This is a genomic window from Clostridium sp. D53t1_180928_C8 (assembly GCF_015667795.1).
GTDB lineage: Bacteria > Bacillota > Clostridia > Clostridiales > Clostridiaceae > Clostridium.
On sequence record NZ_JADPEL010000006.1, the window covers coordinates 112,815 to 135,412 of the forward strand.

Genomic DNA, 22,598 nt, shown 5'->3' on the forward strand with positions numbered 1-22,598 from the left:
CTACTCCTATTATTTTTATTTGAATATATCCTTAATTTTTTCAAATAATGATTTATTACTACTATCTGAATCCGTAGTTTTTTTATTTTCTTCTAAATCTATTTTATTAGTATCATTTTTACTATTAATACTTTCCACTGCATCACTTCTCATTATAAATTTAACAGAGCCTGTCATATCATTTGATAAACCTGAATATACACCATAATCCTTTGACATTTGAACTAATTCATCCTTAACCGCACTAAATCCATCAATGCTATCTAAGGCATTACTTCCTTCTTCATTAATCTTGTCTAACCCTTCATATTTTAGTTTATCAACACCATCATATAGTGATTGTGTCCCACTCTTAAGCTTTTCAGTTCCATCTAATATCTTTTTAGAATTATCTTTTAATGTTAACGTACCATCTGCTAATGTTTTTCCACCTTTCGCTAAAGAACTAACCCCATTAGCTAATGTCTTTCCTCCTTCTGATAATTGGCTTGTTCCATTATATAATGTTCCTATTCCTGATTTTATTAATTTAGAGTTACTATTTAACTCATTTGCACCAGTTAATAATGAATTACTACCACTTGCTAAAGCATTAGCTCCATCAGCTAATGTCTTTGCACCATCTGATAATTGATTTGTTCCATCATATAATATTCCTATTCCTGAACTTATTAATTTAGAGTTAGTATTTAATTCCTTTGCTCCACTTACTAATACATTACTTCCTTCTTCTAAAGCATTTGTACCTTCTAATAAAGATCCTGTTCCTTTTGCTAATTCACTACTACCTACAGAAAGTTGCCCCATTGCATCACTTATTTGTGTTGATCCATTATTTAAATTATTAGTTCCAGTTGCAAGCCTATTACTACCATCTAATAATGCTGAAATTCCCTTTTCCAACTCTCCTGTACTTCCAGCTAATTGGCTACTTCCATCATAAAGTGATTTTAAACCTTGTGATATAGACTCTGCTCCAGCTGGCAATTTTGATCCAGTATCCACCATCCCTTGAAAAGTACTAACTAATTGATTTGAGCCGTCTGAAAGATTTTGTAATCCATCTTTTAAGTTTTCTGCTCCCTGTGCCGCAGGCTCAATTCCTCTTTTAATTTGTACTAATCCTGAATTTTGTTCTGATGATACATTACTTATATTTGAACTTATAGCAACTAACTGTTCTGCAAGGTCTGGATTACTTTCTGCTAAGCTTGCCGCAATATTATCTAACTGTGCTGTAAGTGCATCTAACTGTGCTGTTGAATTTATAACTGTATCAATCCCTGAAACTCCACCTGAAAGTCCGTTACTTAATTCTTCTGCTCCAGATAACGCATTTTTTATTCCTCCATCTATCTCTTCATATTTTTTCTCAATTTCATTTGCTCCATCTACAAAACTGCTTACTCCCCCAAAAAATATTTCTCTTTGTGATTCTATATTAGCAAGACCTTCATTTATATCATTTATTCCTTTAATTAATATAGGTGCCTTACTACTTAATTCTTTTACTCCATTATTTAAATCTTGTGCTCCCGAATATACTTTTTTTACTCCATCATCAAATTCTACATACTTTTCATTTAATTTGGTTACACCAGTATCTATCTCATTTGCACCAGAATTTAACTCTGGAGCCTTTGAATTTAATGTAGCAACTCCCTCACTTAAAGTTTCTGCTCCTAACGATAAATTTGATATCCCTGTATCAAATAGTGAATACTTGGCATTTAATTCACTAGCTCCATTGTTTAATGAATTCACACCGTTTATTAATGTTGGGACACTTCCATTTAACTTATTAATTCCATCATTTAAAGTTCCTGCACCGGATGCCAAACTTGATACACCTGTATCAAATAGTGAATACTTGGCATTTAATTCACTAGCTCCGCTATTCAACGAGTTAGCACCATTTACCAATGTTGGAACATTCTCATTTAATGTATTTATACCATTTTTTAATTCAATTGCACCACTATTTAGAGTACCTACCCCTGAATCAAATATAGAATAATTACTTGCTAATTCAGTTTGACCATTTAATAGCTCCTTAGATCCACTTAATAAATCCTCTCCCCCCTTTTGCAAGTCATTTAATGCAGTTTTTAAGTCATCAACCTTATCTACTCCTTCTATTTCATCTATATCTTCACTAGAAGTAGTTGCAAGTACCATTATTGCAGGTATTTCAAACTTCTCTGTTTCTCCTGTAATTTCAAATGAATCTTCTAAATCAATACTACTACTTCCTAATAAATCATCTAACAAATCTCCTAAATTCAATGATTCTTTAAGTCCTGGTATAGTAACAAAAGTTACTAATGAATTATTTCCATCATTTATAACTTTACCTGAAGTAATTTCTACATTCTTAAAATTACTATTAGACAAAGTAAATTCGGTTGCTGTTAATAATGGTAAATATATTGTTCTTTTTTCTCCATTGATAAAAACTGTTTTACTTTCATTATTCTTAATATTAACTGAAATTTTAAATTTACCACTTTCTCCTAAAACATCATTAGGATCTACTTTCTTACCATTAAATTCATAATTAACTGAAATAGTTATTGGTAGCTTATTACTACTCTTACCTTGGTAATAAAGTTCATTTGAATTTATATTCCAACTTAAATTTTCCCCATTTTTAGTTGGCTCCTCATCACCTTTTACATTTTTAACATCTGTTAATGTTGACTTATCTGTAAATCCTCCTAAAGTTTCACTTCCCTTAATCCAATCACTAACTATTTGTTCTGTTGGATTTCCATTTTCATCTAATATTACATATACAGTTTCATCTTTTTTAATATCTTGAGCAAAAGCTGCAGAATTAGTTGTAACTGTTATTAATGCAACTAAACATGCTAATCTTTTTGATATTCCTTTTCTCATATTTCTTTTCCTCCCTCAACACATTCAACAAAAGTTTTACTTGTTTTAACTATTAACTTTTCACAAAGTAATAATATTCCTGGCAATACAAATAGTATTACGAACATACTTATAATTGCTCCTCTAGCCATTAAAGTACATAAGGAACTTATCATTTCCATATCCGATATAATTCCTACACCTGCAGTTGCTCCAAAAAAAGTTAATGCACTAGTCACAATTGATCTTGATGAACTTTGTAATGCTATTGTCATTGCTTTTTTCTTATCACAATTTAAAGCTAGCTCTTCTTTAAATCTAGATGTTAGCAATATTGCATAATCTACTGTTGCTCCTAATTGAATAGTTCCTATTACTATTGATGATATAAATGGAATACTTGTACCCATATAGAAAGGAATTCCTAAGTTTATAAAAATAGCTAATTCAATTGCTAAAACTAGCAATATAGGAATTATGGCTGATTTAAATACAAATAATATTATTATAAATATAGCTAAAATTGACGCTACACTAACCTTATTAAAATCACTATCTGCTATTGTAATTAAATCTTCTGTTAATGGTGCTTCACCACCTACTAAGCCATTTTCATCATACTTTTTAACAATATTATTTATTTCTTTTAATTGAACTCCTACCTCATTTGATGCCGCCTTATATTCTGAATTAAGCATTATTTCTTCATATCCACCACTTTTTATTTTTTCTAATAAATCATTTGGTATAAAAGTTTGAGGAATTCTTTGACCCAATATATCCTCTAAACCTACTACTGAAGTTACGCCTTCAACAGCCTTTAATTCATCAATCATTTGATCAATTTTATAACCTTCTAAATCATCTCTCACCAAAATTATATTAGTTGACATCATATTATACTCTGACTTTAATTTATTATTAGCTATAATAGAAGGTAAATCCTTTGGTAGTGATTCATCTAGATTATAATAGACCTTTGTATTATTATTTCCTATAATAGCTGGTATCAAGGCAATGGCTCCAATAATAACAAATAATTTATGATGCTTTATTACAAATACTGAACTTTTCTTAAAACTTGGTAGTAAAGTTTTATGCTTATACTTATGAATAAGCTTATCAAATGTTAATATCATTGCTGGTAATACTGTTATAGTACATATAACGCCAAATACAACACCTTTTGCCATTACAAACCCAATATCTTTTCCAAATCCTAATTCCATAATACATAATGCTAAAAATCCAGCTATTGTAGTTAATGAACTTCCCGCAATAGATGCCATGGTTTTTTCTATTGCAACTGCCATAGCTTCCGTCTTATTGGGTTGATTTATTCTTTCTTCATCATATCTATTAAGTAAAAAAATTGAATAGTCCATTGTTACTGCTAGTTGTAATACAGCTGATAGAGCTTTTGTTATATACGAAATTTCTCCAAATAGAATATTTGTACCCATATTATAAATTACTGCAATTCCTATACTTAACATAAATATAATTGGAATTATAAATGATTCCATAGTTAAACTTAAAATTACAATTGATAATATAACAGCTATTAAAACATAAATAGGTGTCTCCTTATCAGCTAAGTCTTTAGTATCCTTTATTACACCACCAATTCCACTTAAAAATGCTTGTTTACCTGTAATGCTTCTTATTTCTTCTATTGCTTTCTCAGTAGATTGGCTTGCATCAGTATCAGTTAACTTAACAATCATAAGTGTTGAATCATCCGAAAAAAGAATATCTCTTATCTCAGCTGGTAATATCTCTTTAGGCACAGATATATCTAGTGCATCATCTATCCATATAACTTCAGATACCCCATCAACACCACTTACTTTTTCCTTTAGTTTAGCTACATCTTTATTATCCATACCTTCAACTATTAACATAGCTAAGGATCCACAATCAAAATCATCTTTTAATATTGCTTGAGCTTTCCTTGTTTCCAAATCACTTGGTAAATAACTCAAGATATCATAATTAACTTTTGTATTAAAATATCCTATTGCAGATGGTATTAATAAAATAATGGCTACTATCAAAATAAAAATTCTACTTTTGGCTATTGCCCGTGATATTTTTTTCATCCTGTTATCCCCCCATTCTTCTCTTCTCTAAACTCTATACTCTTTAAACTATTTTTTCAATTTCAGTTTTCTGTATTTTTTTTCCTATATTTCAATTAAAAACAGTATTTATATCGTATTCATAGCCCTTTTCCTTTATTTTCCTCAACTTATCTTTTGTTTTCATTTTGCTCTTTTGAAACCGTTGATTTTTCTAGCCTCTAGTCTTTCATTTTATTTTTATTAATTAAAAATTAACAACTTGTTCAAAATTTCACCTAAGAAAAATAATACCTAATTAATAATTTATTTATAAATTCCTAATACAATTATATTTTTTAAGAAAATAAAAAGAGGACTAGTTTAGTCCTCTTTATCTACTAATGAAGCCGATACTATAGTTCTTGCTCCATCAAACTCATAACTGCAAGTATATAATGTAATTATACTTGAATTTTCCTTAATTTTATTTTCCTTATTATACATAGATTTTTCTTTTAAATTATTAATATAATCATTAAACTCATCATTATTATAAAAACTATTTTTCAAAATAATATTTTCGCTCTGTTCTACAAATACGGAGAATACTTCATAGTAATAATTCTTATTATCTTTATTTATAATAATTTTTCCCTCTTCAAAGAACTCCCTTTCTTTAAATTTATTTATATCAGAAAACATGCTTCCATTTCTCATATTATGCCCATATAAAATTAAGTTTTTATCTTTTAAAATATTATTTTCATAATCAATAAAAATGGTCCCACCTACATCATCTTCCTTGTAAAAATTATTTTTTAAATAAAATTCATTATCTGTACCCTGTACTACTGGATAATCTATTACTGTATCAGGTATATTAAGCCAAAACTTATATTCTGGATTAATTTCTTCTAACTTCTTATCTTTAATCTCAACTTCATCATTATATTCTAAATTATTTATTATTGCCCTAATTTCTTGATATGTTTTAATTGATTTATTATATTTATAATTTTTATTTAATATTACTGTAAGGCATATGATAATTATTATAAATAATATAAAACTAATTATATTTTTAAATTTTATCTTCATAACATATCTCACTTTTAGGATAGTTTTTTCTTTCAAAAGTTAATAAATAAGATGAAATAATAGATACCAATGGAACAGATAATATTATAGCTATACTTCCTGAAACTCCTTGCATTACTTCAATACCAATTTGATACATATTGATAATTTGGTTATATTTTAATGCATATGCATAATTTAAAATCAACGTATTTATAGAACCACCAGTAAAAGCTAATATTAATGTATTTGACATAGTTCCCATCATATCTCTTCCAACATTTATCCCTGATTTGAAAAGTTCTTTTTTACTTATATTATTATTATGACTATATATCTCAGTCATTGCTGATGCTATAGACATACTTACATCCATAACTGCTCCTAATGATGCAATAAGTATAGCAGCAAATAATATTCCCCCAACTTTTAGATTAGTATTATTTGATATAAACACTAACTCCTCAACCTCTGCTACATTATACCCTGATATTTTAGCTACATTTCCAAATCCAGCTGCACATACTCCTGAAATTATTACCCCTATTATAGTTCCAATAATTGCTGAAATTGACTTTTTGCTTATTCCGTCAATTAAATATAATGAGATTATTGTTATTAATATTATTACAACTACCGCTGATAAAAATGGAGAATATCCCCTATATAACATAGGTAAAAACAGATATATTATACAGATAAAAGTAAACACTAATCCTATTGCTGATTTAAATCCCTTTTTCCCTCCTATAATCCAAAGCATAAGTAAAAATAATCCTACAAATAAGTAAATAATATTAGACCTATCATAGCTATATACTGATACTGAAGCATTAGCATCATATTCACTTATACTTGCTATAACCTTCATTCCTATAGTGCAATCTGCACCATATAAGTATCCTGCAAAACTTGTTCCATCTAATATATTTCCCTTTAAATTGCCACTTAATATTTTTAATTTAACCTTTTGATAACCAATTCTTGTCCCATCTTCTTGAAGGTTATCTTCTATAATTTCTACAACAACAGCTTTTTCATAACTTGTTCCAGTACGATTAATTAGTTCTACCTTTTCAATATTATTAAAAAAATATAGAAATATAAAAAATAATATAATAATACTTACAACTATAATACTGTTTTTTATCTTCTTTATATTCTTTAACAAACCTGTTAACATACTATTCCTCCAAATTATATAGAGTTTACTCAAAGAGAAAAGAACTTTTTAAGCTAACTCTATTCTCATATTACTGTACTATTTCTTTTCTCTTTTTAAAGTTTAAAGCTACTACTCCAAGTGTTGCTACTGCTAAAATTCCATAAACAAATATACTAGATTTATCTCCAGTACTTACACTATTACTTGGTTTATTTGTTGTACTATTATTTACATTCCCACTATTTGTATTTCCATTGTTTTCATTATTTCCTGTTCCACCTACAATTGTTTGTTCAACTATTACCTTATCCTTAAATAGTTTAATAGCTTCTTTTAACTTTGTAACTGCGTCATCTATAACTATTTGACTAGAATCATCAGATAAAATTAATTCCTTTGCCTCATTAATTACTTTTATTAATGTATCCTTAGCCTCTTGTGGATATTCTCCAACTTTATTTCCAACTACAGAATTTTTTATCAATTCTTCAGCAACTGTAATTTCATTGTTTAATTCATTCACATTTCCCCTTACTACAAGTTGATCAATAGCCACTTTTAAGTTACCATAAGTTTGTGAAATTACTTCTTCACTTATATTTGAATCTTCTACTATTTTTTGTGCATTTAAAAGGGTGGCCTTAAATACACTCCAAGTTGATGATGTGTACATATCCTTTTCTGAAATCTTAGACTCTGCTTCTTCAATTTTTTCTACTAAATTTCCGTATTCAACTGACTTAATAATAGTAACTGTTTCATCAATTTTTTCCATAGTATCTGTTCTATATGTGCTAATTGATAAGCTTACATTATCAACATTTATAGTTGAAAATGTTGGCACATCTTCTTGCCATCTATTTGCAATATATGATTGTTGTCTTGGCACATTGTTGTAATACTTACTACCAGATGCTGAGTTAGCAGTTATATATAATATTCCTTCTGGATTTGAAATATTTTCTCCTCTTACGCTTAAATCTGTTTCTATAGCATTCTTGTCTTCAATACTTTCTAAATAGCTTAAATACTTTTCATCTTCAACTAATTCAGTGTAATCACTTTCAAATTCTATATCAAAAAATTCTTCATACTCATCATCTGTTAAGAATGTACCTTCATCCTTTACTCCCCCTTTTAAAATTTTAGATCTAGCATAAGTATGATCATGCCCTGTTAAAACAACATCAATATCATTTTCCTCAAAAATTGGAACTAATTTATATCTTAATTCTGCAATTTCTGGCTCATTAGAATGTTCCCCTGATCCATATATATCTTGGTGTAACGTCACAACCTTCCAAGTTGCATCTCCTGATTCAGCAACGGCTTGTTCTATAAACTGCTTATGTTCTTCTGCATTTGTATTATTAGTATTTAACATAATAAATAGAGTATTACCATATGTATAATAGTAATTTCCTCCCCCTACGGTAGATCCTAAATCACTAGCATTAGGATTATTAAAATGATAAGAATAATTTCCACTAACAGCATCGTGATTTCCTAATGTTGTCGCAACTGGTAATGATTTTAATGATTCTGGACTTAAATATCCCGCATATTCAATTTCATTTTCTGTATAAGCAAGAGCTTGTTCAGTATTAGCTTTTTTATCTCTTATTGAAATTTGATCTCCTGCTGAAATCATAAAACTTGCATTAGGAGATAAAGATAATGCCTTTTTTATTGTATTATTCCAGTTAAAACTATCATTTCTTACTGATCTATCTTGCCCTATAGCTTCAATTTCACCTGTTGCAGTATTTTTTAACGATGAACCTATTTGTGGATCACCAACTAAGAAAAAACTAAAACTATCAGTAGATTGAGTGTTAATTGCTACAGGATTACTCCAATTTCCATTTGTTCCATAACTATAGTAATATGTATCCTCCTCTTCTAAACCTGTTATAGTTACTTTATTTGATACATATTCTACATTAGTTTCTTTATTAGTTACTGCTTTACTTTGAGTGCCTTCAAATTCAATAGAATTACTCATATCTGCACTTTTCCCTATTTTTACTTTTGGTAAAGTTTCTTCTTTTTCAGAATACCAAGCAAAATTTAATTCTGTTGCATTTTTGCCTGGTGTTATTGATAATTGAGTCCAATCATTTTTAATTGTTTCCCACTTTTCACACCAAGCTTCCCAACTCCCGCCCTGTGCTGCTTCAGTATAAGGTGCTTCAGTCCACCCATCATTTTCTGCAGCAAATACAGTATAACTTGTTGTACTCATCATTACAGCAATCATTAAAGCTGCCATTACTTTTTTAGTTCTTTTTATCATTTTAATATTCCCCCCCCTTGTAATTACTTACAAAGGGAATTATATAGCAAACTTTTTATTCAATGTGCTTTTTTAACACTTATTAACTTATACATCAACATAATTTACATATTTTAAAAATAGTTAACATTAAATTAACTAAAAAAAGATAACTAATTTTATAGTTATCTTTCATTTTAATTATACTAATTTTTGCATTTTTTCATTCTAACATCTGCAATCAAGGGATAATGATCAGATGGGTATTTTCCATTTATATTGTCTTTAATAATGTCAACATCAACTATTTCCAGCTCCTTACTAACAAAAATATAATCAATATGAAGCCCTTTTTCTTTTCCCTTAAAGCTACTCATAGTTGATTTACTATACAACTCTTTCTTAACTTCTTGGACTGCTACAAATCTATCTGTACTATATTCTCCTGACGCAAACTTCTTAATAACTTTGCTATCTGGAGTTGCATTAAAGTCTCCCATTATAATTACAGGTAATTTTTCTTCCTTACGATTTCTTTCAACAATTTCCCCTAATTTCTTTAATCCAAAATCCCTAGCTTGTGGTAAAAGGCAATCTAAATGTGTATTATATACCCTTACTCTTTCACCCTCTCTTGTTTCTACTACTGCTGTTGTACATATTCTAGGATATAAAGAATACCAAAGTTGACTTCCTACTTTATCTGGACTCTTTGATAACCAAAATGTTCTATGCTTTAAAATGCTATGATTCTCTTGAATAAATAAATTATTTCTCTCTGAAAAAAACTTTTTACTTCTTGCACTGCCCACAATACTATAATGTTTTATATTTGAAGTTATATCTTCATACATTTTATTAGTTACTTCTTGAACACCTATAATATCACAATTATACTTTTCTATTATCTCATAAACTATATGCTTTCTATTATCCCATCTATTTTTAAAATCTAAAATAAAATCACTTCTCAAATTAAAAGACATTACTCTCATAATCATTCTCCTCATCTCAATTTTATATCAAATTTATTATACTCCTTTTCATTAGAATTAAAACTATTAACTTTTTATTAATTGCTTGTGAAATTATTTACATATTGTATAATAATATTATATTGTACTAGTTTTTGCTAGTTATTACTCTAAATATTTTAATAAACTTTACTTAAACAATGCAATTAATGGAGGATTTTATGGGAAAAAATTTAAACAAAAATACTATTATTTTATTGTCTATAGCTGCAATTTCCTTAATATCAAGTATTTTTATAGGAATACAATTAGCTATTCTTTTATTCTTACTATTATTTCTATGTTACTTAATTGTGACAAAAAAACATTATATTAAGGTATTTAAGGGCACAAAGGCATATAAGTTAGAAGATTATCAGACTGCATTAGAATGTTATAGAGATGCTGCTATGTCATCATGGGCTAACGCTCCAATAATAACTAATTATTTAATTTGTGAATTAAAATACGGTAAACCATCTTTAGCTCAAGAATACATAAATGAAAATTTGAAATCTAAGATAGTAAAACCTCTTCAATCAACAAATTTAGAAGTTACAAAAGCAATTGTTACTTGGAAAACTAGTTCTAAAGAAGAAGCAATAAATTCTTTAAAAAATTTATTAGAAAATAATAAAAATACTTATATTTATGAAACACTAACATCTTTATTATTATGTTCTGGTAGATTTGATGAAGCAAATAAATATATTGCTGAAGCAATGGAATTTAATTCTGATAATAATATTATTAAATCTAACTATGCCGAAATATGCTATAAGCTTGAAAAGTTTGATGAATCAAAAAAATATTTTGAACCTTTAATAGATTTAAATGTTCGTTTTATTGAACCATACTACTATACTGCATTAATAGAAAATAAAAATGGAAACTTTGAGAAATCAATTGACTTACTAAGAAAGGCCCAAGGTTTAAATGAGTCTTTAGTAAGTTTAATAAGCCAAAACGATGTTGAACAAGCTCTTAATTCCGTTATGGTAAAATCATTAAATTCTATATAATAAAAAAATATTATAACTTTATAATAAGTTATAATATTTTTTTATATTAAAAGAGCTATAGAATAAATCTATAGCTCTTAAGAAACATACTTTATAATTATCTTCTATTATTTTGTTGTTTCTTAGCTTTTCTACAAGCAGGACATCTTGTTGGTTCATTTTCAAACCCTTTTTCCTTGTAGAATTCTTGTTCTCCTTCTGTGAAAACAAATTCATTTCCACAGTCTCTGCATGTTAATGTTTTGTCTGACATTTAAAATTCCTCCATATTATGAAAGGTTTAAACAAAAATAACAACAAAATAATAAATTATTAGTTACCGTTTGTATACCTTCCGTGTCTTTACATTATAATAGTATAAACACTTTTAAAAATTATATACATAATTAATAATATTATTTATATTTTTCTGTTTCTACAGGTAACCCTTTTTTACTTAACTTATTCTCTATAATTTCTTTTATTATAGAATAGAATATCGCAAATAAAGGAACTCCTACTATCATACCTACAAATCCCATAAATTTAGCTGCAACTAATAATGAGAATAATATCCAAAATGCAGATATTCCAATTGAATCTCCAAGTATTTTAGGTCCAATTATATTTCCATCAATTTGTTGAATTACAATTATAATTATAATAAACCATAATGCTTGTATTGGAGATACAAATAATATAATTATTGCTGCTGGTATTCCACCAATAAAAGGCCCAAAGAATGGAATAATATTAGTAACACCAATTATTACTGAAATTAATAATATATATGGCATTTTAAATATACTTAATATTATAAATGTTAATACACCTATTATAAATGAATCTAAAATTTTACCACCAATAAATCTACTAAATGTCATGTTACTTTGAGTTGCTAATCTTAAAATAAATTTAGCTTTTTCTTCTGAACATACGGCATATACAATTTTTTTACCTAATGCCATAAATTTTTCTTTATCTATTAATATATAAATAGAAACTATTATTCCTATTATTATGTTTAATATGCTAGATGTTGCACCTACTACAAAATTCCCTATTACTGGTACTAAATTACTTAATATTGTTATAATATATGTAATTGCTTCACCGAACTTATCAGTAATTAAATTAATATATTCTGGCTGCAAATTTAAATTATCAACTATGTTATTGGTAACATTCGTTACATCATTTACATATTGAGGTATATTATTTACTAATCCAATAATACTATCCATTAATTGAGGTAACACAAATTGTATAAATAAATATGTAATTATACTTGCAGTTATATACGTTAATAGTAATCCTATACCCCTCTTACCTGACTTTTTCAACTTATTAAAAGCTTCATGTGATAATATATAATCCTCATAAAATCTTAAAATAAAATTTAATAAATAAGCTAATGCTCCTCCTATAATAAATGGCTGTAATGTCCCCATAAAATCACTAATACTTGATTTTATTATACTCATCTGTGATATTCCTAAATATAAAAGAATACTTCCACAAATAACTAAAAATGCATATATTGCTATTGTTGCATATTTATTATTCCAATTTATTTTCATTTTTGTCCTCCATATTATAAAATAGTACTTTTATTTTAACATACTTTACATTAAAATTTTATTAATATTTTCTAAAGTTAATTATTTGTTTAAATTAAATCCAAATGAAAAAGTCAGCAATAAAAATCACTGACTTTTCCATTTAAATTTATCCTAATTTATTTTTATGATAATTATATACATATATAGGTATACCTATTAACATTAATATGAATCCCCACATAACAGTTTCTGCACCAGAGCCATATATAGTCCAAATAACATAGATAAATGCCAATAAAGGTAATATTGACTTTTTAATAAATATATTAAGATTAAATTTATTTTCCTCTTTAAAAGAAAGCATCATTTCTGCTGCTACACTTAAAATGTAAACTGGCAAATAAGAAAGTGTTGCTAGTATTGTTACAAATGTAAATGTATCAACCATTCCCTTTTGAAAATTCATAACTAATAATATATTAACTAATACCGATCCAAATATTAATGAATTTATTGGTGTTCCAGTCCTTTCATCTAGTTTTCCAAAGAACCTAGGAAATACACCATCAACCCCTGCTGCATACCCAACTCTAGCCGTTGATAAAAGCCATCCAATTACTGTTCCTAAGATACAAACAACAACAGCAATTGTTAATACTTTCCCAACACCACTTCCTAGCGCATTAGTAAGTATATCTGTAAGAGGTGCTGAACTTTGTGCAAGTTCTGAATTACTCATAGCTCCCATACTACCTATACTTATTAATAAATATATTATTGCGGCTATTAAAAGTCCATAAATTGTACTCTTTCTCACATTCTTCTCTGGATCTTTCAGTTCTCCAGCTGCCACCGTTGCACTTTCAAGTCCTATAAATGCCCAAAGTGTTGATGTTGCTGCTAATGGAATTGTACTAATTCCCTTTCCCTCTGGATACATTGGTAATATATTTGCTTTATCAAAATTTAAAAATGCAACTATTATAAATAATGCAAAGAACCCTATTTTGAACACAGTAACAAAAGATTGAATTTTCCCTGCTTTTTTTACTCCAGCCATATTTATAAATGTAAAAATCCATAAAATTGCACTTGAAAATATTATTGATACTAATGGATTATTTAATGCTGGAATCACCGCTGATGCATAACTAGTAATAGCAACTATTATAGCTGCATTTCCAATCCATGATCCATTCCAATAAAGCCATGCACTTAAAAACCCTGCAAAATCTCCAAAAGCCTCCTTGGTATATTGATAAGCTCCTCCTGTTGATGGATATTTTGTTCCAAGGTTTGCAAATGATATAGCAATTAGTATAGAACCAAGCGTTGTTAAAATCCATGCAATTATTGTAGCTCCTGGTCCTGAAACCTGCGCTAATGTTGATGGTAACATAAATACTCCAGAACCAATCATATTACCACAAACAAGCATTGTAGCCATAAAAAGACTAATTTCTTTTTTTAAACTCTTGTTTTCCATTTTTCCTCCTTTGTTTGGGGTAAAAAAATAAGCCCAAAGGCTAATCTTTGAGCTTGTACTTACTAATAAACAAACACAAAGATAGCTCTCCACAATTATTATTGTGACAGTTTTGCATATATTTTATACAAACCCAATATATAGATTTAAAGCATAGTCCATATACTTCGGCAATATTACCTTTCATATTAATTCATCGTGCTTACCTCATTAATATTACTATTTAATATTGCAACCTCTATCTTTACCCTATTTTTAATGAAATATAAATTTCAAAATACTTTTTTCGACATTTTACTACACATGTAATTTTAACAACTTTTAAACAAATGTCAACCTACTTTATATCCATATATGTAACTACAATTCTATATAATCATATTATATATACTAGGTGTAAAGCACCTAAAATTCAAAGGATAAAGGAGATTATAAGATGTACTCTTTTAAAAACACCACCCCAATAAATGGATTTGATTCTAATAATTTAAACAATTGCAGACAAAATAATTATGCTTTGTCAATAGCCCAATTAGGCGAATATATTTATATTGGTACTGGTAGAAATATAGTTTATAATATTATAAATAATATTTCCCCTGACAGTATTACTCCACTTTCGACCACTCCAATCGTAGCTAATAATTCTCCTGAAATTTGGCGATATAAACAAAATGATTCTATTTCCTGGGAAAAAGTTTACACTGTTCCAAAATATCTTCAAGTATCAGGTATTAGATTTATAGTTTCCCATAAACCCTTTAACGGAAATAAATATCTTTATGCATCTAGTTATGGTGGAAATTTAAAAATATTCAAATCTACCAATGGAGTGAACTGGTTTCCTATTTCAGATATAATTCTTAAAGGAACTTCATCTAGATCAATGATAAGCCATAAAGGTAAATTATACATTGCTACTATTGATGAAATGCATTCTAGTAATACACCTTATTTATATAGCAGTATAGATCCAGAACTATATCCTTGGGAAGATGTTATAGATTCTAGTAATCCATTATATGATAAATCAAAAAATCCTAATGGTTCTATAAGTGAAATGATAGTTTTTAATGATAAAGTTTATGTTTCTACTAATAATCCTAATGGTGTTCAAGTTTGGAGAACAAATGATTCTACACCAAAATTAAATGACTGGACATTAATTGTTGATAATGGATTCGGAGACGCAGCAAATCAATATACTCTAAGCATGGGAGTTTACAAGAATTATCTTTATGTAAGCGGTACTAAAAGTCTTCCACTTTCTTGGCTTTCTCCAATAGGATGCGATATAATAAGAATTTCAACTAACGATAGTTGGCAATTAGTCGTAGGTAGTAAACCAATACTCCCTTCTAATCCATCAAAAGGAGTAAGAACTGCTAGTTTATCTAAATTAAACTCTGGATTTAACAATCCATTTAACGTATATGCATGGCAAATTAAAGAATATCATGGCAAATTGCTTATTAGTACTTTTGATGCTTCAACTAATATGGAACTTATATTAGAAACTATAACTACAAATAGAGTAGAACTTGAAAATAAAATTGGTATTGATACAACTAATTCTCTTATTAAATTATATCAATCTATAGTTTCACAATTAAATAATATTAAATATCCTTTTGGATTTGACCTCTATGAATCTATTGATGGTATTAACTTCACACCAGTATTTCTAAATGGATTTGCTAATAGATACAATTATGGTGGAAGAACTCTATTTATAGATTCCTCTGATACTCTCTACATTGGAACAGCTAATCCATTTCAAGGTTGTGAAATGTGGAAAGCTAAATTTAAATCTAATAACGCTTGCTGTTATTCACGACAAAAAAATTATAGATGTCTAGTATCAATAAAAAAAGAAATTAATGATAACTTTGAATTGTTAGATAAGTATACTCCAATACTTTTAAATCTTATTTCTAAATAAAATTATAATATTAAAAAAAATTAAAAATCACCTAATAAGCTTTTTTACCCTTATTAGGTGATTTCTTCTCTTTCTTACTATTTATTAAACCTAGTAGCATATCCACATTTTTGACATAAACTTTCTACTGCTACTCTTCTTGAAAAACCATTATATATATTTGTAGCTCTTTCACCATTTAATATCTCTTTTAATGTTTTTGAAAAAACATTTCCTAATTCTAGGTTTCCATCACTATCTAAACAACATGGTACAACAGTACCATCTGCTAAAATTCCTATTTGATTTCTAAGGCCATGACAAAAAACATTTTCTCCTAAAGTATCAATTTTTATATCTGGCCATTGAAATTTTTCTGCCATATTTAAATATACCTTATCTTTTAATTTAATTTTATTAGACTCCTGAAGCTTTTCTGACAGTGAAAATTTAAGTTCTAAATTTTCTTCAATCATTTTTAAAATTTCTTTATTTAAATTATTCTCACCTTTTAAATCTTCAGTATCCATATTCCATAATCTTATAGCACAAATTATATTACTATTTTCTCTTGCCTTAATTATAAAATCGGTAACACTATTTAAGTATTCTTCTAGTTCTACTGTTTTTTTATTAGCTTCAAAGCTATGAAGTGATATATTTACTTGTCTAACAGCATTTGAATTTATAATTTTATCTCCAACCTTATTTAATAAAGTTCCATTAGTTGTTAAATTAACATGAAGCCCTTTATCTCTACTCTCTTTTAGAAAATATTCTATATTTTCATTTAATAAAGGTTCTCCCATTAAATGAAAGTATATATGATCTGTAAAAGGCTTTACTTGCTCAAGTATATACGTAAATTCTTCTTTATTCATAAATTTGTATTTTCTTTTAGTCTTTGGACAAAAGTTACAACTCAAATTACAAACATTCGTGATTTCTATATAAACCTTTTTAAACTTTCTCATTTGTTATCTTCTCCTTATATAAAAACATAGGAGACTTCCCCTACGCTTTAATTACTTATCTAATCTTTTAAATGATATATACTCATACTTTTTACCAGTAATAAACTTAATTAAATCTAACTGAATTAGATTATTATATCTCCCATTTCTCATCTCATCAATTATTTCTTGTGTTTTCTCCTTAGGATTACTTATTAAAATATCCTTTACTCCTTTAGGAAATTCTACAAACTTTCTTATTACATTCTTTTCATTATCTAGAACCATAATAGCTGGTACCCTCAACTCTCCACATAACTTATTTAATAATTCTTCATTATCTTTTTTCAATAAAAATCTTACTTTAATATTATCATTAAACTGGGAAAGTTTTATTAAAAATGGTAATATTGTTGCTGAATCCTTACACATAGTTGAAGTTATAACTAATATTCTAACAGGTTTATTTAAAGTTATTATATCTCTTAGCCCCTCTTCTAAAATTTGGCCTTGTTCATATAACTCATTGATAAATACCATTTCCTCTTCATTAGCGTTACTTAAATATTCCTCATAATCCATTAGATCAACATCTGTTAACATATTTTCTCCCCTAAATAAATATATCTTTTTCTAAAATAAACTGGTTATTTTTTGTTTTTTATATACCAATTAATATTATCATATTTATTTAATTATTTCTACTGACCTTAATATTACAAGTTAAATGCTTGTAATAATATTCCTATATTGATATAATTAATAAAATAATTTTTATATAATTTAGGAGGTATATTATGTCTGTTAAAATGTTACATACTTGTATTAGAGTTATGGATTTAGAAAAATCATTAGAATTCTATAGAAATGCTCTAGGGTTAATGGAAACTAGAAGAAAGGATTTCCCTGAATATAAATTTACTTTAGTTTATTTATCAGATAAAGAGGGTGGTTATGAATTAGAATTAACTTATAACTATAACCCTGAAAAACCTTATGAGCTTGGAAATGGCTTTAGTCATATAGCTATAGGACATCCTGAAATTGAATCCTTAAGAGAAAAACATATATCTCTTGGTTACGAAGTAACTGATTTAAAAGGTCTTCCTGGAGAAGCCCCACATTATTACTTTGTTACAGATCCAGATGGATACAAAGTTGAAGTAATTAGATCATAGTTTAAATAAACTGCGAACTACAGTGAGAACGAAAAATTAATGATATCACCGGAAGAAAGTATCATATAATAAGCTTTAGCTAGTTTTATTGAAATAATAATATAAATTCTTAGCGAAATTATATTACTTAATGGAGGTTATATCATTAATTTTCGGCATCGCGGCATCTAAGCTTTAGTTCGCAGTTTATTTAGTTAGTTACCTATTCTTTTTCTTAATCTTTTTAATTCTTCAATTGAAGGATAAGGTCTAGGATGTTTCAAAGCCTTATTTATATTTTCTAGAGCTTCCTTTTTCTTACCACTTCTGTATTCAGCATCTATTAAATAATATAAATATTGTGGCGTTTCTCTTGTTCTATCAATTAAATCTCTATAGTATTCTTCTACTTTTTCAAAATATCCTCTGTCATGTTTGAATGTTTTTTCTAAGTTTTCTCCCCTAAAAGAATATATTTGCACTTTATAAGCTTCTCCAGTTTCATGACTCCATAATGCAATATCCGACGTTCCACTTCTTCTATCTTCAAATTCTATTATCTCAATTTTAGAGTAATTTATTTTATCACCTTTTAATAATTTATTAAATTTATTCTCCTTAAATTCTAATATATCTAAAACAGACCATATTGAACCTATTCTCCATCCAATAAGAATATTATTATTAGATTTTGGCTTTAACTTCGCAATTCTTAAATCAGATATATCATACCCTTCACCTATAATTGTATCTAAATGAATTATTTTATCTTGACTCTCTCTAAATATAGATAAATATTGAATCCCATTAGCTTTATAGCCACAAAGTATCTCATCACTTCCATCTCCATCAATATCCATATTAATTAATCCATTACTACCTCCAAACTTATTTAAGTTAATAAAAGTTGAATCTTTAGGAAGTTGATTTAAAATCTTCTCTTTAATATCATTTGTTCTGGTCATAATAGAAATATTTTCACCTTCATTAGTAATATATTTATTTAATACTTTTTCTTCATTACCCCTTAAAGAAATTACACTATTAATCTCGCCTAAAATATTACTATTATTAATTCCTTTTATTGTTTGATAAACTAATAAATTAATTAATCCATCTTCTAAATTAACTATTAAATCTATCTTATTAATATATGAAACAATAGGATCCTCATTAGTTATTATTTTTCCATCCATATTATAAATTTCATTTAAATACTTTTTTTCAATATTTTCTATATTTAAAACATATTTTCTTTCAGCAGCTAGGCAATTAACTTCTATTGTATATTTATCTAAATACTTAGAAATACATTTGTATTTTTCTGAAAAAACTTCACCATTAAAACTCTCTACTAACTCACCATTATCATATCTATATACAATAGCAATCGCATATCCACCTGAACCTCCTGTTTCTCCATAAATATATATGTCATCTTTTTTATCATTCGAAAACTTTCCAGTGAAAAGCTTAAGGTTGTATCCATTAATATTTAGCGGATACTCCTCTAAATTATCTTCTTCATCTTTAATAGTAATACTTGCTTTTTCAATATAATTACTATCTTCATGTATATAGTCCCCTTTTAAAATTACCGTTTCTTCTTTACCTTTTCCATAAATATTTGCACTCTTTATATCAATAATAACTTCTTTTTTCATAATTACTCCATTATAAATTGCTAATACTATATACTATTCTTTGATTCTATAAAGTGCAAATATTTATTAAGTTTATACACATTTAGTTACAATTACTCATATTTATAATTAACATTTCTTCTATTTAAAACATTTTTAGTAAAAATACTACATTTTTTGTTAAATTATTAGTATAATTATTTAAAGAGCATAAATTTAATATACCGCACTTAATTGGGGGGAATAATGGAATACTTTTTAAATAAATTACAAGATAAGATTTTGATTACCGATTATTCAGGAAACATTTTATTTTGTAATAAGATGTTATTAAATCAACTTAAATATCAATTAAACGAACTTGATCATATAAATAATTTAATAATTAATCCTGAAATAAGCTTTACAGATATGTCAATTAATTGTACTGAAGAATATATTGTAGATATCTCAACTAAATTTAATTCTAAAATACCTTTTAAATTAAATTTATCTTTAAATACATTTAAAAATCGTGACAGTATATTTATTCTATTTACAGATATTGATTATAATTGCTTATTATCAGAAAACATAGAAGAAAGCTTTAAGCTCTGTATAAATACTCAAAAAGAACTTTCTTTTCTTCTGAAAACAGCTACTGATATTACTTCTATTATGTCAATTGATGGCTCATTTATAAAAGTTAATGATGGATGGCATAATATTTTAGGATATACACTAAGTGAATTAGTTACTAAAAATTGGTATGATATTATTCACGAACATGATCGTGCTATAATTAAAGATTTAATTAATGAAAATATGTTTTCTGAAGTAATATTAGAAGCATGTGCAAGAGTTAAAGATAAAAATCATAATATAAAATGGATTCATTGGAGCTTTTCCTATATTCGTGAAGAAAATATTATTATTACAACTGGTAGAGATATAACTGATGAAAAAAAATTAGAGTTAGAAAAAAAATTAATGGAAGATGCACTTCAAGTAGAAAGCTTAAAAAATGAATTTTTTGCTAATATATCTCATGAGTTTAAGACTCCATTAAATATAATACTGGCTAGCTTACAAGTTATAGCTCAAAATATTGATAATAATAATATAATTATATCTGATAACTTTAATTTTAATAAATATACCTCTTCTATTAAACAAAATTCCTATAGATTACTTCGCTTAGCTAATAATCTTATAGATATTACTAAAATAGATACAGGATATTATGAAGTTCATAAAAAGAATTGTAATATAATTTCTGTAATAGAGGATATAACTCTTTCTGTTGCTCAATATATTAATGATAAAAATATAGAATTATTATTTGATACTTCAACTGAAGAACTTATTATTGGATGTGATCCAGATAAAATTGAGAGGATAATGCTAAATCTTTTATCAAACGCTGTTAAATATACTGGCTCTAATGGATATATTTATGTAAATATAGATACTACTGATGACTATGTTATAATTTCAGTTAAAGACACTGGTATTGGAATATCACGTGAAAATCAAGCTATAATATTCGAACGATTTATGCAAGTAGATGACACTTTAACAAGAAAATGTGAGGGTAGTGGAATAGGGCTTTCTCTAGTTAAATCTTTAGTAGAAATGCATGGAGGGAAAATAGCTGTTTATAGTTTAGAGGGAATTGGTTCTGAATTTACTTTTACTCTACCCAAAATAACTATACCAAACTCTACTATAATATATAACTTAGATGATGCTAGTCATTCAAAAGTTGAAAAATGCAATATAGAATTTTCTGATATTTATGCAATATAAAACCCAAAGTAGAATAAGTCTATCAGCTTATTCTACCTTTAGTTTTGATTTAGCATTATTAACTTCCTTTGCTAGTCTCTCCCTAGCTATATTGCTATCTTCTTGTATTTTTAATAAATCTGCTTTTATTTCATCTGCACTTTTTAATTTTATCTTATCAATCTTATCCTCTAACTCTATACTTACTTTATTTACAGATATAATTGTTTCATCTACTAAATTTATAATATTATCATTTAAATTTTTAATATCTTGGTCTGTTGTTTTTACTCCTTCTTCTAATTCATTTTTTAAGGTAAGTAATTTATTATTAAGTTCTTTATAAGCTTCTTTTAAGTTATCAAGATAATCATTTGAAGTAACATTCGCAGTATCTAAATTATATTTATTATCTATATCTAAATTACTTAGATATTCGTTATAGTTATTATCTAAATAGGTTATATATTCCTGCTTTGATAAATTAATATTTAAACTTTTCTCATCATTTTCGCTACTCTTCTTATTAGAACAAGCAATCATAAAAATTAATATAATAATAACTCCAAACAAAAAAAATATTTTTTCTCTTTTCATTTTATGCTCCATCCTTTATTTAATATATTTTCTTTATTATA

The 22,598-nt window shown here is 27.0% G+C and carries 17 protein-coding genes and 1 riboswitch; of the genes, 4 read left to right on the top strand and 13 right to left on the bottom strand.

Annotated features, from left to right (window positions below; genetic code table 11):
* Window positions 1–15: 15 nt before the first annotated feature.
* The 6 genes from I4V51_RS06460 to I4V51_RS06485 form a co-directional block, all read right to left on the bottom strand.
* Window positions 16–2,898 carry a hypothetical protein gene (locus I4V51_RS06460; RefSeq protein WP_195987503.1) on the bottom strand — a complete coding sequence of 961 codons (2,883 nt, stop codon included), beginning with the start codon at window positions 2,896–2,898 and terminating at the stop codon, window positions 16–18.
* On the bottom strand, window positions 2,895–4,979 hold the full coding sequence (locus I4V51_RS06465) for an MMPL family transporter (protein ID WP_195987504.1): 2,085 nt from the start codon (window positions 4,977–4,979) through the stop codon (window positions 2,895–2,897). The genes I4V51_RS06460 and I4V51_RS06465 overlap by 4 nt, the downstream gene beginning before the upstream one ends.
* A gap of 342 nt (window positions 4,980–5,321) precedes the next feature.
* Window positions 5,322–6,038 (bottom strand): class B sortase, encoded by a 717-nt coding sequence (srtB, locus tag I4V51_RS06470; RefSeq protein ID WP_195987505.1) that lies wholly within the window; start codon window positions 6,036–6,038, stop codon window positions 5,322–5,324.
* Complete coding sequence (locus I4V51_RS06475; RefSeq protein WP_195987506.1) at window positions 6,022–7,200, bottom strand: YibE/F family protein; 1,179 nt, start codon at window positions 7,198–7,200, stop codon at window positions 6,022–6,024. Before I4V51_RS06475 ends, srtB begins: the two co-directional genes overlap by 17 nt.
* 70 nt (window positions 7,201–7,270) lie before the next feature.
* On the bottom strand, window positions 7,271–9,478 hold the full coding sequence (locus I4V51_RS06480) for a metallophosphoesterase family protein (protein ID WP_195987507.1): 2,208 nt from the start codon (window positions 9,476–9,478) through the stop codon (window positions 7,271–7,273).
* 185 nt (window positions 9,479–9,663) lie between these two features.
* Complete coding sequence (locus tag I4V51_RS06485; RefSeq protein WP_195987508.1) at window positions 9,664–10,452, bottom strand: endonuclease/exonuclease/phosphatase family protein; 789 nt, start codon at window positions 10,450–10,452, stop codon at window positions 9,664–9,666.
* A 200-nt stretch (window positions 10,453–10,652) separates the two neighbouring features.
* Here I4V51_RS06485 and I4V51_RS06490 point away from each other — a divergent pair, with 200 nt between their 5' ends.
* Entirely contained in the window at window positions 10,653–11,492 is an 840-nt protein-coding gene (locus I4V51_RS06490) for a hypothetical protein (RefSeq protein WP_195987509.1), read from the top strand.
* A gap of 97 nt (window positions 11,493–11,589) precedes the next feature.
* Here the strand turns inward: I4V51_RS06490 and I4V51_RS06495 are convergent, their stop codons facing one another.
* The 3 genes from I4V51_RS06495 to I4V51_RS06505 form a co-directional block, all read right to left on the bottom strand.
* Complete coding sequence (locus I4V51_RS06495; protein WP_195987510.1) at window positions 11,590–11,745, bottom strand: zinc-ribbon domain-containing protein; 156 nt, start codon at window positions 11,743–11,745, stop codon at window positions 11,590–11,592.
* Window positions 11,746–11,887: 142 nt separating this feature from the next.
* Window positions 11,888–13,051, bottom strand: a complete 1,164-nt coding sequence (locus I4V51_RS06500) for an AI-2E family transporter (RefSeq protein WP_195987511.1) — start codon at window positions 13,049–13,051, stop codon at window positions 11,888–11,890.
* A gap of 148 nt (window positions 13,052–13,199) precedes the next feature.
* Complete coding sequence (locus I4V51_RS06505; RefSeq protein WP_195987512.1) at window positions 13,200–14,519, bottom strand: amino acid permease; 1,320 nt, start codon at window positions 14,517–14,519, stop codon at window positions 13,200–13,202.
* Between the two features lie 74 nt (window positions 14,520–14,593).
* Window positions 14,594–14,768, bottom strand: a riboswitch (Lysine riboswitch).
* A gap of 187 nt (window positions 14,769–14,955) precedes the next feature.
* Between I4V51_RS06505 and I4V51_RS06510 the strand changes: the two genes are divergently transcribed.
* Entirely contained in the window at window positions 14,956–16,461 is a 1,506-nt protein-coding gene (locus tag I4V51_RS06510; protein WP_195987513.1) for a hypothetical protein, read from the top strand.
* A 77-nt stretch (window positions 16,462–16,538) separates the two neighbouring features.
* Here I4V51_RS06510 and I4V51_RS06515 read toward each other — a convergent pair whose 3' ends face one another.
* A complete protein-coding gene (locus I4V51_RS06515; protein WP_195987514.1) occupies window positions 16,539–17,414 on the bottom strand; it encodes a radical SAM protein in 876 nt (291 codons plus the stop codon).
* 51 nt (window positions 17,415–17,465) lie between these two features.
* Window positions 17,466–17,996 (bottom strand): thioredoxin family protein, encoded by a 531-nt coding sequence (locus I4V51_RS06520; protein WP_195987515.1) that lies wholly within the window; start codon window positions 17,994–17,996, stop codon window positions 17,466–17,468.
* Between the two features lie 194 nt (window positions 17,997–18,190).
* Here I4V51_RS06520 and I4V51_RS06525 point away from each other — a divergent pair, with 194 nt between their 5' ends.
* Window positions 18,191–18,571, top strand: a complete 381-nt coding sequence (locus tag I4V51_RS06525) for a VOC family protein (RefSeq protein WP_195987516.1) — start codon at window positions 18,191–18,193, stop codon at window positions 18,569–18,571.
* Window positions 18,572–18,765: 194 nt separating this feature from the next.
* Here I4V51_RS06525 and I4V51_RS06530 read toward each other — a convergent pair whose 3' ends face one another.
* Window positions 18,766–20,214, bottom strand: coding sequence for a hypothetical protein (locus I4V51_RS06530; RefSeq protein ID WP_195987517.1), 1,449 nt, complete (start codon window positions 20,212–20,214; stop codon window positions 18,766–18,768).
* Window positions 20,215–20,439: 225 nt separating this feature from the next.
* On the opposite strand from I4V51_RS06530, the gene I4V51_RS06535 reads away from it, so the two are divergent.
* Complete coding sequence (locus I4V51_RS06535; protein ID WP_195987518.1) at window positions 20,440–21,981, top strand: PAS domain-containing sensor histidine kinase; 1,542 nt, start codon at window positions 20,440–20,442, stop codon at window positions 21,979–21,981.
* Window positions 21,982–22,008: 27 nt separating this feature from the next.
* Here I4V51_RS06535 and I4V51_RS06540 read toward each other — a convergent pair whose 3' ends face one another.
* Window positions 22,009–22,557: a hypothetical protein gene (locus tag I4V51_RS06540; protein WP_195987519.1), complete on the bottom strand. Its 549-nt coding sequence runs from the start codon at window positions 22,555–22,557 to the stop codon at window positions 22,009–22,011.
* Window positions 22,558–22,598 lie beyond the last annotated feature (41 nt).

What these genes read in the sequence shown, in the direction of transcription:
- I4V51_RS06490 (WP_195987509.1), top strand. Translation starts at nt 10,653, where the DNA reads ATGGGAAAAAATTTAAACAAAAATACTATTATTTTATTGTCTATAGCT.
- I4V51_RS06505 (WP_195987512.1), bottom strand. Translation starts at nt 14,519, where the DNA reads ATGGAAAACAAGAGTTTAAAAAAAGAAATTAGTCTTTTTATGGCTACA.
- I4V51_RS06520 (WP_195987515.1), bottom strand. Translation starts at nt 17,996, where the DNA reads ATGTTAACAGATGTTGATCTAATGGATTATGAGGAATATTTAAGTAAC.
- I4V51_RS06535 (WP_195987518.1), top strand. Translation starts at nt 20,440, where the DNA reads ATGGAATACTTTTTAAATAAATTACAAGATAAGATTTTGATTACCGAT.
- I4V51_RS06500 (WP_195987511.1), bottom strand. Translation starts at nt 13,051, where the DNA reads ATGAAAATAAATTGGAATAATAAATATGCAACAATAGCAATATATGCA.
- I4V51_RS06530 (WP_195987517.1), bottom strand. Translation starts at nt 20,214, where the DNA reads ATGAAAAAAGAAGTTATTATTGATATAAAGAGTGCAAATATTTATGGA.
- I4V51_RS06480 (WP_195987507.1), bottom strand. Translation starts at nt 9,478, where the DNA reads ATGATAAAAAGAACTAAAAAAGTAATGGCAGCTTTAATGATTGCTGTA.
- I4V51_RS06465 (WP_195987504.1), bottom strand. Translation starts at nt 4,979, where the DNA reads ATGAAAAAAATATCACGGGCAATAGCCAAAAGTAGAATTTTTATTTTG.
- I4V51_RS06495 (WP_195987510.1), bottom strand. Translation starts at nt 11,745, where the DNA reads ATGTCAGACAAAACATTAACATGCAGAGACTGTGGAAATGAATTTGTT.
- I4V51_RS06515 (WP_195987514.1), bottom strand. Translation starts at nt 17,414, where the DNA reads ATGAGAAAGTTTAAAAAGGTTTATATAGAAATCACGAATGTTTGTAAT.
- I4V51_RS06485 (WP_195987508.1), bottom strand. Translation starts at nt 10,452, where the DNA reads ATGAGAGTAATGTCTTTTAATTTGAGAAGTGATTTTATTTTAGATTTT.
- I4V51_RS06510 (WP_195987513.1), top strand. Translation starts at nt 14,956, where the DNA reads ATGTACTCTTTTAAAAACACCACCCCAATAAATGGATTTGATTCTAAT.
- I4V51_RS06475 (WP_195987506.1), bottom strand. Translation starts at nt 7,200, where the DNA reads ATGTTAACAGGTTTGTTAAAGAATATAAAGAAGATAAAAAACAGTATT.
- I4V51_RS06460 (WP_195987503.1), bottom strand. Translation starts at nt 2,898, where the DNA reads ATGAGAAAAGGAATATCAAAAAGATTAGCATGTTTAGTTGCATTAATA.
- I4V51_RS06525 (WP_195987516.1), top strand. Translation starts at nt 18,191, where the DNA reads ATGTCTGTTAAAATGTTACATACTTGTATTAGAGTTATGGATTTAGAA.
- srtB (WP_195987505.1), bottom strand. Translation starts at nt 6,038, where the DNA reads ATGAAGATAAAATTTAAAAATATAATTAGTTTTATATTATTTATAATA.
- I4V51_RS06540 (WP_195987519.1), bottom strand. Translation starts at nt 22,557, where the DNA reads ATGAAAAGAGAAAAAATATTTTTTTTGTTTGGAGTTATTATTATATTA.